Consider the following 16209-nt stretch of genomic DNA (forward strand, 5'->3'; position numbering starts at 1 on the left):
GTTTTCATGTACAACAACTCACATGTTATTTCAAGCTGCTGGTGGCGAAACCCGCCATCTCCTCAAGCTCGAAGCGCGCCGAATTGGAGCGCGGCGACCAGAGTTTCCGGTCGATCGCGTCGAGAAGTTTGTCGGCGATTTCCCTCAGCGCCGCCTCGTTCTTCTCGGTGAGAAAATCGCGCACCGTCTCGTCCATCAGATAGGCCTGATAGGCAGCCTCGAAGTGATGGCTCTTCACCGCCCCCGTCGTCGCTGCATAGGCGAACATGAAATCGACCGTTGCCGCCATCTCCGCCGCGCCCTTGTAGCCGTGACGCATGGCGCCGGCGATCCATTTGGGATTGACGACGCGGCCGCGCACCACGCGCGAGATTTCTTCTTCCAGCGAGCGGATCACCGGCTTTTCCGGCCTCGAATGGTCGTTGTGGTAGATGGCGGGTTTCTGGCCGGACAGATGCTCCGCCGCCGCCGCCATGCCGCCCTGGAACTGGTAGTAATCGTCGGAATCGAGCAGGTCGTGCTCGCGATTGTCCTGATTCTGCACAACGGCCTCGATCTGCGAAAGGCGCGTCTCGAACAGGCCGCGTTCAGCCTCGCCCTCTGCCTCGGCTCCATAGGCGAAACCGCCCCATTCGACGAAACTCTCGGCGAGGTCGGCCTTTTCCTCCCAACCACCCTCGTCCATCAGCGCCTGCAGGCCTGCGCCGTAAGCGCCCGGCTTGGAGCCGAACACGCGGTAGCCGGCCTGGCGCGCCGCCTTCTTGTCGTCGGCCTCGCCCTTGGCTGAAATCGCCGCCGCTTCGGCTTTCATGCGCGCCGCGATCGGATTGTCGGCCTCGTCTTCGTCGAGCCCGCCGATGGCGCGCACCGCCTTGTCGAACAGCGCGATCTGTTCCGGAAACGCGTCGCGGAAAAAGCCGGAGATGCGCAAGGTCACATCCACGCGCGGACGCCCCAGCATGGACACCGGAACAATCTCATAGCCGGTCACCCGCGCCGAACCCATGTCCCAGACCGGCTTTGCCCCGATCAGCGCCAGCGCCTGGGCGATGTCGTCGCCGCCGGTGCGCATGTTGGACGTGCCCCAGGCGGTGATGCCCAGGCTTTTCGGCCAGTCGCCGTGATCCTGCGCATAGCGCGTCACCAGCAAATCCGCCGATTTCCGCCCGAGCTCCCAGGCCGTCGGCGTCGGCACCGAACGTGTGTCGACGGAGTAGAAATTCTTCCCCGTCGGCAACACATCCGGCCGCCCGCGCGTCGGCGCGCCGGAGGGGCCCGGGGAGACGAAGCGACCCGCCAGCCCACGCATCAACGCGTCTATTTCCGCTTGGCCACAGGCTTCGATGGAGGGTTTCAGTCGCGTCTCGACCTGATCGAGAACAATGCGAGTGCGCGGCCAGGTGTCGGGGCAAGGCGTCTCGCCGGACACGAATTTTGCGGCCAGCAATTCGATGCGCTCCACCGTGTCGCCATTGGTGCGCCAGGGAGCGTCGAGCAGGTCCGCGAGGATTACCGGACGAGGACCGGACCACGCGACGGCCATGTCGCAGTCGAGCGGGTCGAAGTTTGAGCCAGGATTACCCCCCTCTGTCCTGCCGGACATCTCCCCCTCAGGGGGGGAGATTGGCTGGGGGCGGCCGCTCGCTTCAACGGCAGGCTCAACAGTTTCATCACTGATGCCAGTGGGTCGCGAGGATCGCGCATCCTCCAATCTCCCCCCTTGAGGGGGAGATGTCCGGCAGGACAGAGGGGGGTGAGCCACCATCTCCGTAAGAAGCCCCTCCTCCATCATATCCAAAGCCATCGCCCGCTGCAGACTGGCGTTGCCGCCCTCGCCATACCCGCGCGCCACGCGGGCCAAGGCGACCGTCAGGTCCGTCAATAACCGCCCCTCCGGCGCCACGCCAAACACATGCAGCCCGTCGCGGATCTGCAATTCCTTGAGGTCGCACAGCCAGGCGTCGAGCTTCTGCAGCGCCGCGTCCTCGTCTAGGCCGGCGATGCCGACATCCTCGCCGAGGCCGGTGTCGGCGGCGAGATCGAGGATCTGCTTCTTGAGCAGCACGATGCGGCGCGGATCGGATCCCTGGGCGAGGAAATACTCGTCCACCAGCGCTTCGAGATCCTTTAGATAGCCATAGCTCTCCGCCCGCGTCAGCGGCGGCGTCAGATGGTCGAGAATGACGGCGGAGGACCGCCGCTTGGCTTGCGTGCCCTCGCCCGGATCGTTGACGATGAAGGGATAGAGATGCGGCAGCGGCCCGAACACCGCTTCGGGATAACAGGTCTCCGACAGCGCCAGCGACTTGCCCGGTAGCCACTCCATATTGCCATGCTTGCCCATATGGATGGCGACATCGGCGCCGAACGCCTCGCGGATGAAGGCGTAAAAGGCGAAATAGCCATGCGGCGGCACGAGATCGGGCGAGTGATAGGTTTCCTTGGGATCGATATTGTATCCGCGCGCCGGCTGGATGCCGGTCAACACATTGCCAAAACGGCAAAGCGGCAGCGCGAAGACGCCGTCCAGGAAGAAGGGATCCTCTTCCGGCTCGCCCCAGCGCGCCGTGACTTCATCCCGAATCTGAACGGGAAGACGCGCGAAGAAGTCCTTGTAATGACTCAAGGACAGCGTCTCGCGGATCTCGCGTCCGTCCGTGGCGGCATTGGTCGGACCGGCCATGAGATGATTGATCAGCGCGTCGCCGCTTTCGGGAAGATCGCCCGTGACGTAGCCCGCCGCCGCCATCGCCTTCAGCGATTCCAGCGACCCCGCCGGCGTATCCAGACCCACGCCATTGCCGAGGCGCCCGTCGCGATTGGGGTAATTGGCGAGGACCAGCGCCACCTTCTTGTCGGCATTGTCGAGTTTGCGCAGCCGCGCCCAGCGCGCTGCCTGCTCCGCCACGAAGGCGATGCGCGACGGCTCCGGCTCCGGCCCGACAATGTTGACCTGGGCTCGCGGATCGAACGTCGCCGCCTTCTTGAACGACACCGCCCGGGTCAGCACCCGGCCATCCACTTCCGGCAGCGCCACATTCATGGCGAGATCGCGGGTCGCCAGCCCCATGGTGGACGCTTCCCAGGCCTCGCGCGTCAGCGCCGAAAAGATCACCTGCAGCACCTGCGCGCCGGTTTCGTCCAGCACCGTGCCGGTCTTTTCAGCGCCCGGCGAAACGACCGCGAAGCTGGTGGAATTCAGCACGACGTCAGGCGCATAGGCCTGAAACAGCGTTCGGATCGTCTTGGCCGACACCGGCTCCTTGAGGCTGGAGACGAAGAGCGGCAACACCCGCAAGCCGCGCGCCTGCAAGGCCTCGATCAGGGCTTCGACCGGTGCGGTCTGGCCGGATTGCACCAGGGCTTTGTAGAAGGTGATGACGGCGAGCGGGGTTTTGGCACTCGGCATAGCTGCCTCGGCATAGCTCTGTGCTAGCCGCTCACCCCCCTCTGTCCTGCCGGACATCTCCCCCTCAAGGGGGGAGATCGAAGGAGGCGAGGCCTCGCTCTTTTTGGCGCCGTCGAGATCTGGGCGAAGGTCGCGCGTCCAGCCAATCTCCCCCCCTGAGGGGGAGATGCCCGGCAGGGCAGAGGGGGGTAATCCACCCAGAGACGCCTCTTCCCACACATCCGCACTGACCACGCCTCTCCCCGGCCACCAGATCCCGGCCTTGTCGAGCTTCACCGGCGCCGCTGGCTTTTCCCCGCGCCCGATCAGGGCTTCGCAATAGCGCGAAAACCCGGACACATTCTCAGCCCCCGCCTCGACAAGATAGGTCCACAGCGTCTTGACGTCGTCGGCCGCAACCGTCGACCACGCATCCACACCAGCATCGGGACGATCGTCCCCCGGCAGCGTGGCGAACTGGAAGCCGTTCCGCTGCGCCGCGCCCATGAGCGCTTCGATCAGATAGGTGAAATAGCCGTAGCCGCCCAGCGCGCGCAGCACCACCAGCTTGGAATGCCGCGCGGTTTTCTCGATCCAGAGATCGATCGACATCGGATGTTTGAGGCTGGCGAGATTGACGATCCGCCAGTCCACCGCGCTCTCGGCGGTGGCCCGAGCCACGGAGGCGATCTCGGTGTCGGCCGCCGACAGAAACACGATTTCCCCCGGCGTCTGGCCGAGATCGACCGCTTCTTCGCTATCGGAGAGCGAGCCTTTCTGGGCGAGAAGGAGATGCATCAGAAAGTCCCCTGAGCGGTTGGCCATGCACGAGCAATGGCCCGCGACACCCGTTCCATCGCGAGCTTTGCCAGATCCTCACCCATCATCAGCCGCTCTGCGGCGCGTTTCAGTTCCGCTTCATCCGACAGTTTTCTCGCCACCCAGCGCATCTTTCGTTCGATATCGACTCCATAGGCGGACTCCGCCTTTGCTATGGCGACCGCAGGAAAAGCGCCTTCGTCGGCCAGGAGCATCCCAAGGTCGATCGCGTCGCGATAACCGATCGACGGATCTTGGCCGCGATCGGCATTGGCGAGAAGCTTTTCGGCAAACATATCGGGTCTCGACAGCAGCGGCGCGCCCAGCTCGGCGTCCAGAGCGCCATCGAGCGATATGCGTCCTTCCCGAACGATCTCGATCTTTATGGCCTGATCATTGAATTTCACCGCGGCGCGAATTCCATATTGATCCGCACGAACTTCGCGCAAGGGTTCGACGTCAGCTCCAAATAGCCCTTCGACGCCATGCTCGACGGCTATGCCGCGCAACACTCTATAGCCCTGCATGTCGGAGCACAGGAAACCGACATCCAGCGAAAGCCGGTATTCGCCATGCGTCATGACGATTGCCGTGCCTCCCCCAAACCAGCAGCGGCTATCGAGAAAAAAGCCCTGATCCATATTCCGGAGCAGTTTCGCAATTGTTTCATGCTCCGGCCGGTTGAAATGTCTCAGCATGGACCAAACCGATTCTTTCGAGAGTTAAGAGACCAGCAGTACGCCCCGCCCGAACAGACGAGCGAGTTGGACAATCAGATCCGCTTCCGGCCGGCTCAGCTGTTCATGATCCAGAAACCGCCAATTCCTCTCATAGAGAGAAAAAACCTCCCTCGCCGGCAGCGCGCGCGAGGGGTCGCCGTTCCAGATCAAGGCCGCCAGTTGGGGATAGTCCGCCGGCGTGATCATGCTGTGTTGGTTGAGTGTCATGGCTCCAACCTACAACAGCTTGGTCACCCGGCAAAGCGTGGCCTTCACCCCAACGACTCGATCTCCGCCGCGATCGCGACATCGTCCATCTCGTCATGCAGGCCGATGACCACCAATCGGGTGGCGCGAGCCTCGCCGGGCGCCCAGGGGCGGTCGAAATAGGTCTCGATGCGCGAGCCGACCGCCTGGATCACCAGCCGCATCGGCTTGCCCGCGACATCGGCAAAGCCCTTCAGGCGGAGAATGTCGTGTCTGTCGATCACCGGCTTCAGCGCTTCCACGAAAGCGCCCGCATCCTTGAGAGCGCCAAGCTCGACGATGAAGCTTTCGAATTCGTCGTGGTCGTGATCGTGCGGCGCGCCTTCATGCTCGAGCTCGTGATGCGACTTGCGGTTCTCGATGTCGCTTTCGGTCCCGACGCCCAGGCCGAGCAGCACGGAGGCCGGGATCTCGCCGTTCCTGGCTTCGATCATCTTCGGCTTGCGGCTGGTGGCGGCATTGACGGCGTCGCGCACCGACTGGATGGCGGCGGCGTCGAGCAGATCGGTCTTGTTGAGCACGATCAGGTCGGCGGCCGTCAGCTGGTCCTCGAACAATTCCTCGATCGGGCTTTCGTGGTCGAGCCCCTCGTCTTCCTTGCGCTGCGCGTCGAGCGCGTCGTGGTCGTCGGCGAAACGGCCCGCGGCCACGGCGGCGCTGTCGACCACCGTCACCACGCCGTCGACGGTCACGGCCGTCTTGATGCCCGGCCAGTTGAAGGCGGCGACCAGCGGTTGCGGCAGCGCAAGGCCAGAGGTCTCGATCACGATATGATCGGGCTTCACGTCGCGGGCGAGCAGCTTTTCCATCGTCGGGATGAAGTCGTCGGCGACGGTGCAGCAGATGCAGCCATTGTTGAGCTCGATGATGTCGTCTTCGGTGCAGGCTTCGGCGCCGCAGCCCTTGAGCACGTCGCCATCGACGCCGAGATCGCCGAATTCGTTGATGATCAACGCGATCTTCTTGCCGCCCGCGTTGGACAGCAGATTGCGGATCATCGTCGTCTTGCCCGCGCCGAGAAAGCCCGTGATCACGGTGGCCGGTATCTTCTGCATTTGTTAACCCTTCATTTTCAGCGGCAGTCCCGCCGCGACGAAATAGACTTCGTTTGCGATTTCGGCCATCCGCTGGTGCAAGCGCCCGGCATGGTCGCGAAAATCGCGCGCCATTTTGTTGTCCGGCACGATGCCGAGACCCACTTCGTTGCTGACGAGCACGACATGCGCCTTGGCGGAGGCGACGGCTTGGGCCAGCGCCTCGAATTCGGCGGCGCCCGCCCGCTCTTCCATCATCAGATTGGTGACCCAGAGCGTCAGGCAATCGACGAGAACGACATGGTCGGGGTCGTCGATGGCGGCGAGCGTTTCTACCAGCGCAGTCGGCGCTTCGTGGGTCGTCCAGCTCTCGCCGCGATCGGCGCGATGGGCGACAATGCGCGCCTCCATCTCGGCATCCCAGGCGCGGCCGGTGGCAATGTAATGTTTCTTCAGGCCGGCGGCCGAGCACAGGCCCTCGGCAAATCGGGATTTGCCGGACCGCGCTCCGCCCAGCACGAACACATGTGAAGGCTCGGTCAAGGCAAATCCGCCTCGACGCGAGACTGACGATATTCTGCGCCGCGACCGGAAAGGGCCGCGAGCATCCACGCGCATCCAGACATGATCAACATACGACCCGCCGGAACAACTCGCGAGCCTGAACAGAAAGAGCCGATAGCGCCAAAACAACCTCCGTGCCGCTGGCTATGGTCGGGCATGCGCCCCTGTGTGTCTGGCAGGTCTCCTGGCTCACGGCTTTCACATGGGCGGGCCCATGCATCGGCAATTCCTCGCCTTCCCGGATGTGTCGCCGGAAGCGCAGACAGGACGATTCGTAGAAATAGAGGCGTCCATGCCCGTGTTGTCGCTTCGAGCCATCCAGTGGCTTTGAACATTTCCGCCACACATTCCGCGCCGGCCCGATGCCGACAGTCCGAAACATGCGCCGAGAAATGCACCGGAATCGCCTCTGCCGCTCTACAGTCGCGGGGTCGGCCGGGATGAGGATGCCCGCTTGGGTCCACCCTTCCCGTTCCCTTTTGATCCCTTGGACTTTGCGTCCTCCGGGAACCAAACAAGCAGATCATAAGGGACCGCGCCGAACCGCGTCAATCCAAATGCGACATAAACGACGGCGCCCTCAACAAAAGACGCGCATCGCGACGATCACACCCGCATGAGATCGTCGAGCCATGCCGGGTCGAGCGTCGCTTCGAGTTCGATCGCGACATCGTCGAGCGCCCGCTCCACCTCGGCGCGGTAGTCGAAGCCTCCGCCCGCGACGCCGAAGCTCGCCAACAGGGCCTGCCGGAAACCGTCCGCATCGAAGATGCGATGCAGATAGGTGCCGACAACCTGGCCGTCGGCGGACATCGCGCCGTCGGATTTGCCATCGATTTCGACATAGGGACGCAGGCAGTCCGCGCCGGCGGTTTCGCCGAGATGGATTTCGTAGCCTTGCAGGGGCGTGTCATAGGCAAGGGAGCGCGCGGCGCTGTTGGCAAGCCGCTTTTCCGGCGCCATCACCGTCTCGACATCCAGAAGGCCGAGACCGTCGATCTCGCGGTCCTCGCCCTCTAGTCCCAGCGGGTCCCTGATCTTGCGGCCGAGCATCTGGTAGCCGCCGCAAATCCCCATGACTCGACCGCCGCGGCGAACATGCTGCTGAATGTCCCGTTCCCAGCCGCTCGCTCTCAAAGCCTTGAGATCGCCGATCGTCGACTTCGACCCCGCCAGAACGACGAGTGCGGCGTCCGCCGGGATCGCTTCGCCCGGCTTCACATAGGTCAGTTCCACTTCGGGCTCGGCGGCGAGCGCATCGAAATCGTCGAAATTGGCGATTCGCGGCGTCACAGGCACCGCCACCTTCAGCGCACCGCTTTTTCCCTTCACCAGTCGCTCCAGCGTGACCGAATCCTCGGCAGGGAGACGTGCGGCGGCCTTCAGCCATGGCACGACGCCGAAGCAGGGCCACCCCGTGAAGCGCTCGATCGCCTTGACGCCGTCATCGAACAGGCTGACGTCGCCGCGAAATTTGTTGATGAGATAGCCGGTCACCATGGCGCGATCCTCGGGATCGAGGATCAAATGCGTGCCGGCGACCGAGGCGATCACCCCGCCCCTGTCGATGTCGCCCACCAGCGCGACGGGAATGTTGGCGGCTCGGGCAAATCCCATATTGGCGATGTCGCCCGGCCGCAGATTGATTTCGGCCGGAGATCCTGCGCCTTCGACGACGACCAGATCGGCGCCGTCGGAAATGCGACAGTAACTGTCGAGCACATGCGCCAGCAGTTCGGGCTTCAGTCTTTGATAGTCCCGCGCTTTGGCCTGGCCGTAGACTTTGCCCTGAACGATGATCTGGCTCCCGGTCTCCGATTGCGGCTTCAGCAGCACCGGATTCATATGAACGCTGGAGGCCACGCCCGAGGCCAGAGCCTGCAGCCATTGCGCCCGGCCGATCTCGCCGCCGTCGTCGCTGACGGCGGCGTTGTTGGACATGTTCTGCGGCTTGAACGGCCGCACCGCGAGCCCGCGCCGCGCCGCGATCCGGCACAGCCCGGCGACGAGCACCGTCTTGCCCACATCCGAACCCGTTCCCTGCAGCATGATCGCTTTGGCCATCTCGTCGCTCCCTCGGCTTTCGATCAAGGCATGCCACCCGCAGCACGAGGAGGCAAGAGCGCCCTGCGACGCGGCCGCGTCATGCGCGATGCCTGCAACGACGGCGAAGGATGAAAGAGGGAAAGTTGCGGCGCGAGGAGCTCCGGAACGCACTACCTGATCCGGAGAAGCGGTGCCTCGGCCCGCCGCGACTAGAGATTTATCGATACATTCTTACCGGATGGTTTATGAGCGGCTTCGGTTTCAAAAAAAGCTGAAAAGACCTTCACACGATTTTTTTTGAAGATCAGCCAAAAAAATTTTTGTCGCTGATTGCACGACGCATTTTCGACACATTAGGTCTCAGGACGAATAACATTGGCGTCCAAAGCCTTGCTGGGCCTGATGAGGACCACCTATTGATGTATTTTCAAGCGCAGAACGCATAAAGCGACATCACATGCGGCGGCGCTCGTCGCATTTTGAATAGGATTTTTCAAGCCTGGACCTCGCCCGCTGAAGAGGGTGTTGATTTATTCATTCGAAGCCGTACAGTTCATTTTCGCGAGCGCAAACAGTCTCAAGCGGGGCGGAAGCTGCGTTTAGAGTATCATAAAAATTGCTCGCGCCTGGGAACGAAAAACTTGTGGAATATCGCCTCGCATGCGCCAGTGCGACGCGGGCGATCATTCAACTGTGACCGGAGCGGCTTTCGCTTCGGGCAACTGGGAGACATGCTCTGTATGGATGACAGCGGCAAGCGGAATCTCGGCGATCGCGGAGCGTCTGCTTTCGAATCCTTCCCGACATTTTTCGCCACTCGCCTGACGGATCGATGCGCTGCGCGACAAGCGGCGACGATCGGTTTCACCACAATCGCTGAGGCCCTTTGGGGAACAACCGGCCTTCAGCCATTCGCAGCATAACAAGGGAGACCACACATGAATGACTTCGAAAGCAAACTGAAAGCGGCTGAACAGCTCGCCCGCAAGGGAAGCCTGTCGCGTCGCGACTTCATGCAGTTGGCTTTGGCCACCGGCATCGCGATTCCCGCGGCGTCCTCGATGTTCTCCAAGGCGCAGGCCGCCGAGCCCAAGAAGGGCGGCACGCTGCGCATTGGCATGGAAGGCGGCTCCGCCTCCGACTCTCTCGATCCCCGCACCTACGCCGACTCGGTGATGATCGCAGCCTCGCTCGCGCTCATGAACGGTCTCGTGGAGTTCGACAACGAAGGCAATCCGACCGGCGAACTGTTCGAAAGCTGGGACGTCGAGCCGGGCGCGCAGCAGTGGACGTTCAACGTCCGTCAGGGCATCAAGTTCTCCAACGGCAAGACGCTCGACGCCGACGACATCATCTACTCGATCAACCTGCATCGCGGCGAAACCAAGTCGCCGGCCAAGGGCATCCTCGAGCAGATCGCCGACATGACGGCCGCTTCCCCGAGCCAGGTCAGCATCACGCTGTCGGCCGGCAACGCCGACTTCCCGGCCATCCTCGGCGACTACCACATCCTCGTTGTCCCCAAGGACTTCAGCGACTGGTCCAACCCGGTGGGCACCGGCGCCTACACGCTCGAAAGCTTCGAGCCGGGCGTTCGCATCGCCTTCAAGAACCGTGGCGACTACTGGAAGCCGAACCGCGGCAATTTCGACGCCGTCGAAATCATCTACATCCAGGATCCGGCCGCCCGCACCGCGGCGCTCCAGTCCGGCCAGGTCGATGCGGCCAACCGTCTCGATGCGCGCACCGTCGATGGTCTGATGAAGGATCCGAACCTCGCGATCGTCCGCACCAAGGGCACCGGCAACCGCTTCTGCTTCGTGTCGCGCGTCACCGAAAAGCCTTTCGACAACAAGGACCTGCGCTTGGCGCTGAAATACGGCATCGACCGTCAGGCGATCATCGATCAGGTCTATTCGGGCTACGCCATCCAGGGCAACGACCACACCCTCGACCCGCTCAACCCCTACTACAACAGCAACCTGCCGCAGCGTCCCTATGATCCGGACAAGGCCGCCTTCCACTTCAAGAAGGCCGGTCTCGCCGCCGGAACCAAGATCGAGCTGCAGACGTCGGAAGGCGCCTGGGGCACCGCGGTCGACTGCGCCACCATCTACCAGGAATCCATCAAGAAAGCCGGCATCGACCTCAGCGTCAACCGCGTCTCTCCCGATGGCTACTGGGACAATGTCTGGCTCAAGGTTCCGTTCTGCGCCGTGTATTGGGGCCGTCGCCCGACCGCCGACCAGACCTTCAGCCAGGTCTACGGTTCTGCTTCGGACTGGAACGACTCCAACTGGCGCAAGCCGGAATTCGATGCGCTGGTCGCCGAGGCCCGCATCGAACTCGACGACGCCAAGCGCAAGGAAATCTACGGCAAGTGCCAGGAAATGATCGCCGATGACGGCGGCATGATCTGCTTCGCGATCACCGACTACCTCGACGGCTATTCGCCGAAGGTTCAGGGCGTCAAGCCGCATGCTCGCTACGACATGGACGACAACCGTGTTGCCGAAAAGGCCTGGTTCGCCTGATAGCGCGATTTCGGGCGCGGAAAGGACTTTCCGCGCCCGTATTCTATCCGATGTCCAGCCGCGCGGGGATGTGGGGGTGGGTCACGGAATTTGCCCATAAGACTTAAAAAGGGGGCGATGACATGCTTCGCTTGTTAACCACGCGGCTCGCGCTTGCAGTCGTGACTTTGTTCGCCGTCAGCGTGCTGATCTTCGCCGCGACGGAAATCCTGCCCGGCGACGTCGCCTCGGCGGTTCTGGGACAGGGCGCAACGCCCGAAACGCTCGCGGTGTTCCGGGCCGAACTCGGGCTCGACCGCCCTGCTTACGTCCGTTACTTCGAGTGGTTCACCAACGCCTTGCAGGGCGATTTTGGCAAAGCCATGACCAACAAGCGCGATATACTGCAGTCGATCGCTCCGAGATTTGAAAACACGCTTTTCCTCGCCGGTTTCGCAGCCTGCATCGCCGTGCCGCTTTCCGTGGGTCTCGGCATTCTCGCCGCCATTAACGAAGGCAAATGGCCCGACAAGCTCGCCAACATCGTCTCGCTCGCCACGATCTCGGTGCCGGAATTCTTCATTGCCTATGTTTTGATCCTGGTGTTCGCGGTCGAACTTCGGTGGCTTCCGTCGCTTGTGATGGTCTATCCCGGCATGTCGCTCGGCACGAAACTCTGGACGACGATCCTGCCCGCTATCACCCTCACGCTCCTGGTCGCCGCGCATATGCTGCGCATGACGCGATCGGCGGTTCTGGCGATCATGTCGCAACCTTATATTGAAATGGCCTTCCTCAAGGGGCTGCCGCGCAGCCGCGTCATCGTCCGTCACGCGCTGCCGAATGCGGCGGCGCCGATCATCGCGGTCATCGCGCTCAATCTGGCCTATCTCATCGTCGGCGTCGTGGTCATCGAGAAAGTGTTCAACTATCCGGGCATCGGCCAGTTCATGGTCGATGGCGTGACCAAGCGCGACCTGCCGGTGGTCCAGGCCTGCGGTCTGGTATTCGCGGGCGCATTCATCGTGCTCAACACGACGGCGGATGTGATCAGCATTCTCGTCAATCCGCGCCTGCGCAAGCCTTCTCTGGGGAAGTGATATGACGATCTTCGGTTACAAACCAAACGCAGCCGCCTGGATCGGCATCGCCATCGTGCTGGCTTTCGTGCTGATCGCGATATTCGCCCCCTGGGTCGCGCCCTATTCGGAATCGGAATCGGTCGGCTCGCGCTGGGAAACCATGTCCGCGGCGCACTGGCTCGGCACCGACCAGAACGGTCGCGACATGCTCTCGCGCATCATCTACGGCGCCCGCATGACCATCGGCGTGGCTCTCGCCACCACGATCCTGTCCTTCACCATGGGTACGATCGCCGGCCTGCTCGCCGCCACCGGCGGCCCGATCATCGATCAGATCCTGTCGCGCTTCGTCGACATCATGCTGTCGATCCCGCTCCTGGTCTTCGCGCTGATCGTGCTGTCGATGTTCGGCTCCTCGATCCCGACGCTGGTCATCACCATCGCCATCCTCGATTCTACCCGCGTCTTCCGCCTGGCTCGCGCCGTGTCGATGAACATCGCCGTGCTGGAATTCGTCGAGGCGGCCCGCCTGCGCGGCGAGGGCCTGTGGTGGATCATGCGCAAGGAAATCCTGCCGAACGCGCTGCCGCCGATGATCTCGGAATTCGGCCTGCGTTTCTGCTTCAACTTCCTGTTCGTCGCCGGTCTCTCCTTCCTCGGTCTCGGCATTCAGCCGCCGCATGCCGACTGGGGCGGAATGGTTTGGGAAAACCGCGGCGCGATCGTTTCCGGCCTGCCGGCACCGCTGTGGCCCGCGCTGATGATCGCCATCATGACCATCGGCGTGAACCTCGTCGTCGACTGGATCCTGTCCATCAATGCCCGTCCCTCGGGCGCCTCGGCGGAGATGTGAGCCATGGCCTATCCCATCCTCAAGGTCACCGACCTGCGCATCGAATCGGTCTCCGGCAATGTGCTGGTCGACAATGTCTCGCTCGAGCTGCAACGCGGCGAAGTGCTGGGCCTGATCGGTGAATCCGGCGCCGGCAAATCCACCATCGGTCTGGGATCGATGGTCTATGCGAGAGCCGGATGCCGCATCACCGGCGGCAAGGTCGAGATCGACGGCGTGTCCGTCCGCGATCTGTCGCCGGAAGGCCGGCGCGACATGCGCGGCCAGCGCATCGCCTATATCGCCCAGTCCGCCGCGGCGTCGTTCAACCCTGCCCACACGATCATGGAGCAGGTCTGCGAAATGCCGATCCAGCATGGTCTGATGAAGCCGGACGAGGCCAAGAAGAACGCCGTCGATCTCTTCCGCTCCCTCGGTCTGCCGGACCCCGACAACTTCGGCTCGCGCTATCCCCACCAGGTTTCGGGCGGCCAGCTGCAGCGCGCCATGGCGGCGATGGCGATTTCCTGCCGTCCCGACATCCTCGTTTTCGACGAGCCGACCACCGCGCTCGACGTGACCACGCAGATCGAAGTGCTGGCGCTGATCAAGAAGCTCATAAAGGAGCTCAACACCGCCGCACTCTACATCACCCATGACCTCGCGGTCGTGGCGCAGGTCGCCGACCGAATCATGGTTCTGCGCGGCGGCAAGATGGTCGAGCTCGGCCAGACCGAGCAGATCCTGATGCGGCCGGAAAAGGACTACACAGCCGCCCTCGTTTCCGAGCGCAAGGCGGCCGACAAGCTCGACGAGGACACGATCGAGGAAACCCGCGGCGAAATCGTGCTGAAGGTTGATAATGTCGTCGGCAAATACGGCGATTTCACCGTGCTCAAAAACGTGTCGATCGACGTCGCCCGAGCGGAAACCGTGGCTGTCGTCGGCGAATCCGGATCCGGCAAGAGTTCGCTCGCCCGCCTGATCACCGGTCTTCTGTCGCGCAGCTCGGGCTCGGTGAAGTTCGGCGGCAAGGAAATGTCGGCATCCTACAAGAGCCGCTCGAAGGAAGAGCTCCGCCGGGTGCAGCTGATCTACCAGCTGCCGGACGTCGCGCTCAACCCGCGCCAGACCATCGGCGACATCATCGGCCGACCCTACGCCTTCTACTTCAACAAGTCGAAAGCCGAGGTCGATGCGCGCGTCGCCGAGTTGCTGCGCCAGGTCGGGCTTCCCGAAGATTACGCCGGTCGCCTGTCGACCGCGCTCTCGGGCGGTCAGAAGCAGCGCATCTGTATTGCCCGCGCGCTCGCGGCGAATCCGGATCTGATCATCTGCGACGAGCCGACTTCGGCGCTCGACCAGCTGGTGGCGGAGGAAATCCTCAAACTGCTCAAGCGGCTGCAGGACGAACTCGGCCTCGCCTATCTGTTCATCACCCACGACCTCGGCATCGTCCGCCGCATCGCCCACCGCACCACGGTGATGCTGCGCGGCGAAGTGGTGGCCGATGGTCCGACGGCGCAGATCTTCTCGCCACCCTTCCATCCCTATACGGAAAAGCTCATTTCCTCAGTCCCGGAAATGCGCACCGATTGGCTGGAAGACGTGCTGGAGAAGCGCAAGGTCATCTGAGTTACAAAAAGCGGGTACTCGAACTCGGCCGCGCCCGCAAGGCGCGGCCTTTTTTAGTATTGTATTACAATTGCCTCTCATTGACTTCCTCCCCTCCGGCTGAAAAATGCGCCTGCAAAGAGGAGAGACCACATGAAATCACGTCAGTTCAGCCGCACGCCCTGGTCGGTGTCGGAGATCGGCTTCGGGGCCTGGGCCATCGGCGGCTCCTGGGGCGATGTCGCGGAAGGCGACGCCAAGACCGCGCTTCATGCCGCGCTCGACGCCGGCATGACCTTTATCGACACCGCCGACGTCTATGGCGACGGCTGCTCGGAAAAGATCATCCGCGACGTGCTGAAGGAACGCGGCGGCGAGCGCCCGATGGTCGCCACCAAGGCCGGCCGGCGGCTGAACCCGCATGTGGCCGATGGCTACACCAAGGCCAATATCGAAGCTTTCATCGATCGGTCACTGACCAATCTCGGCGTCGAGACGCTCGATCTCGTCCAACTGCATTGCCCGCCGACAGAAGTCTATTACCGCCAGGAAATGTTTGCGGCGCTCGACGAGCTCACCGCCAAGGGCAAGATCCGCTATTACGGCGTCTCGGTCGAAAAGGTCGAGGAAGCGCTGAAAGCGATCGAATTCCCGAATGTCGTTTCGGTGCAGATCATCTACAACATCTTCCGCCAGCGCCCGGCTGACCTGTTCTTCCGCGAAGCCAAGGCGAAAAATATCGCCACCATCATCCGCGTCCCCCTCTCCTCCGGCATGCTGACCGGCAAGATGAGCGCTGCGAGCCAGTTCGCTTCGGATGACCACCGCGCTTTCAACCGCAACGGCGAAGCCTTCGACATGGGCGAAACCTTCTCGGGCGTGCCTTATGAGGTCGGCCTCGCCGCCGTCGAACGCCTGCGCCCCCTGGTTCCGGGCGGCGCGACCATGGCGCAATTCGCGCTGCGCTGGATCCTCATGAACGATGCCGTCACCGTCGTCATCCCCGGCGCCAAGAACGAGGCGCAGGCCGAAGACAATGCCCAGGCCTCCGCCCTCCCCGCTCTTTCGGATGAAGTCATGGCCGAGGTGAAGGCGATCTATGACGAGATGATCGCGCCGCACGTTCACCAGAAATGGTGAGTTGATCGCAAGCCTGCGATTCGTCTAATGGACGCCGCCGACATGGCGGCGTCCAGCAATTTAACGTTTTGCTAGTGCCTGACGCGCTTTTGCGGCAAATAATTGCTCGGCTTTCTTGCGCTGAAATCATCCCACCGTTCGCTTTGATCCAGCACGTGATCTCGACGAAATCCGCCGGCGCCGAAGCTCCC

11 protein-coding genes and 1 riboswitch are annotated in these 16209 nt (G+C 62.7%); of the genes, 5 read left to right on the top strand and 6 right to left on the bottom strand.

Annotated features, from left to right (window positions below; translation table 11 throughout):
• Window positions 1–25: 25 nt before the first annotated feature.
• The 6 genes from cobN to OCK01_RS02320 all read right to left on the bottom strand — a co-directional run bounded on the left by cobN (window position 26) and on the right by OCK01_RS02320 (window position 8855).
• On the bottom strand, window positions 26–4186 hold the full coding sequence (gene cobN / locus OCK01_RS02295; RefSeq protein WP_263822515.1) for a cobaltochelatase subunit CobN: 4161 nt from the start codon (window positions 4184–4186) through the stop codon (window positions 26–28).
• Window positions 4186–4905: a nucleotidyl transferase AbiEii/AbiGii toxin family protein gene (locus tag OCK01_RS02300; protein ID WP_263822516.1), complete on the bottom strand. Its 720-nt coding sequence runs from the start codon at window positions 4903–4905 to the stop codon at window positions 4186–4188. Before OCK01_RS02300 ends, cobN begins: the two co-directional genes overlap by 1 nt.
• A gap of 24 nt (window positions 4906–4929) precedes the next feature.
• Complete coding sequence (locus tag OCK01_RS02305) at window positions 4930–5154, bottom strand: hypothetical protein (RefSeq protein ID WP_263822517.1); 225 nt, start codon at window positions 5152–5154, stop codon at window positions 4930–4932.
• A gap of 44 nt (window positions 5155–5198) precedes the next feature.
• Window positions 5199–6248: a cobalamin biosynthesis protein CobW gene (cobW, locus tag OCK01_RS02310; protein WP_263822518.1), complete on the bottom strand. Its 1050-nt coding sequence runs from the start codon at window positions 6246–6248 to the stop codon at window positions 5199–5201.
• A 3-nt stretch (window positions 6249–6251) separates the two neighbouring features.
• A complete protein-coding gene (gene cobU, locus OCK01_RS02315; protein ID WP_263822519.1) occupies window positions 6252–6770 on the bottom strand; it encodes a bifunctional adenosylcobinamide kinase/adenosylcobinamide-phosphate guanylyltransferase in 519 nt (172 codons plus the stop codon).
• Between the two features lie 177 nt (window positions 6771–6947).
• Window positions 6948–7321, bottom strand: a riboswitch (cobalamin riboswitch).
• 76 nt (window positions 7322–7397) lie between these two features.
• Window positions 7398–8855 (bottom strand): cobyric acid synthase, encoded by a 1458-nt coding sequence (locus OCK01_RS02320; RefSeq protein WP_263822520.1) that lies wholly within the window; start codon window positions 8853–8855, stop codon window positions 7398–7400.
• A 920-nt stretch (window positions 8856–9775) separates the two neighbouring features.
• Between OCK01_RS02320 and OCK01_RS02325 the strand changes: the two genes are divergently transcribed.
• The 5 genes from OCK01_RS02325 (at window position 9776) to OCK01_RS02345 (ending at window position 16018) form a co-directional block, all read left to right on the top strand.
• Entirely contained in the window at window positions 9776–11371 is a 1596-nt protein-coding gene (locus tag OCK01_RS02325) for an ABC transporter substrate-binding protein (protein ID WP_263822521.1), read from the top strand.
• A gap of 122 nt (window positions 11372–11493) precedes the next feature.
• Entirely contained in the window at window positions 11494–12450 is a 957-nt protein-coding gene (locus tag OCK01_RS02330) for an ABC transporter permease (RefSeq protein ID WP_182829153.1), read from the top strand.
• Window position 12451: 1 nt separating this feature from the next.
• The gene (locus OCK01_RS02335) at window positions 12452–13285 is read left to right on the top strand and encodes an ABC transporter permease (protein WP_182829152.1); all 834 of its coding nucleotides are present in this window, start codon (window positions 12452–12454) and stop codon (window positions 13283–13285) included.
• Between the two features lie 3 nt (window positions 13286–13288).
• A complete protein-coding gene (locus tag OCK01_RS02340) occupies window positions 13289–14899 on the top strand; it encodes an ABC transporter ATP-binding protein (protein ID WP_263822522.1) in 1611 nt (536 codons plus the stop codon).
• Between the two features lie 132 nt (window positions 14900–15031).
• Window positions 15032–16018, top strand: a complete 987-nt coding sequence (locus OCK01_RS02345; RefSeq protein ID WP_263822523.1) for an aldo/keto reductase — start codon at window positions 15032–15034, stop codon at window positions 16016–16018.
• Window positions 16019–16209 lie beyond the last annotated feature (191 nt).

Source organism: Rhizobium sp. TRM95796 (assembly GCF_025779995.1).
Lineage (GTDB): Bacteria > Pseudomonadota > Alphaproteobacteria > Rhizobiales > Rhizobiaceae > Rhizobium_E.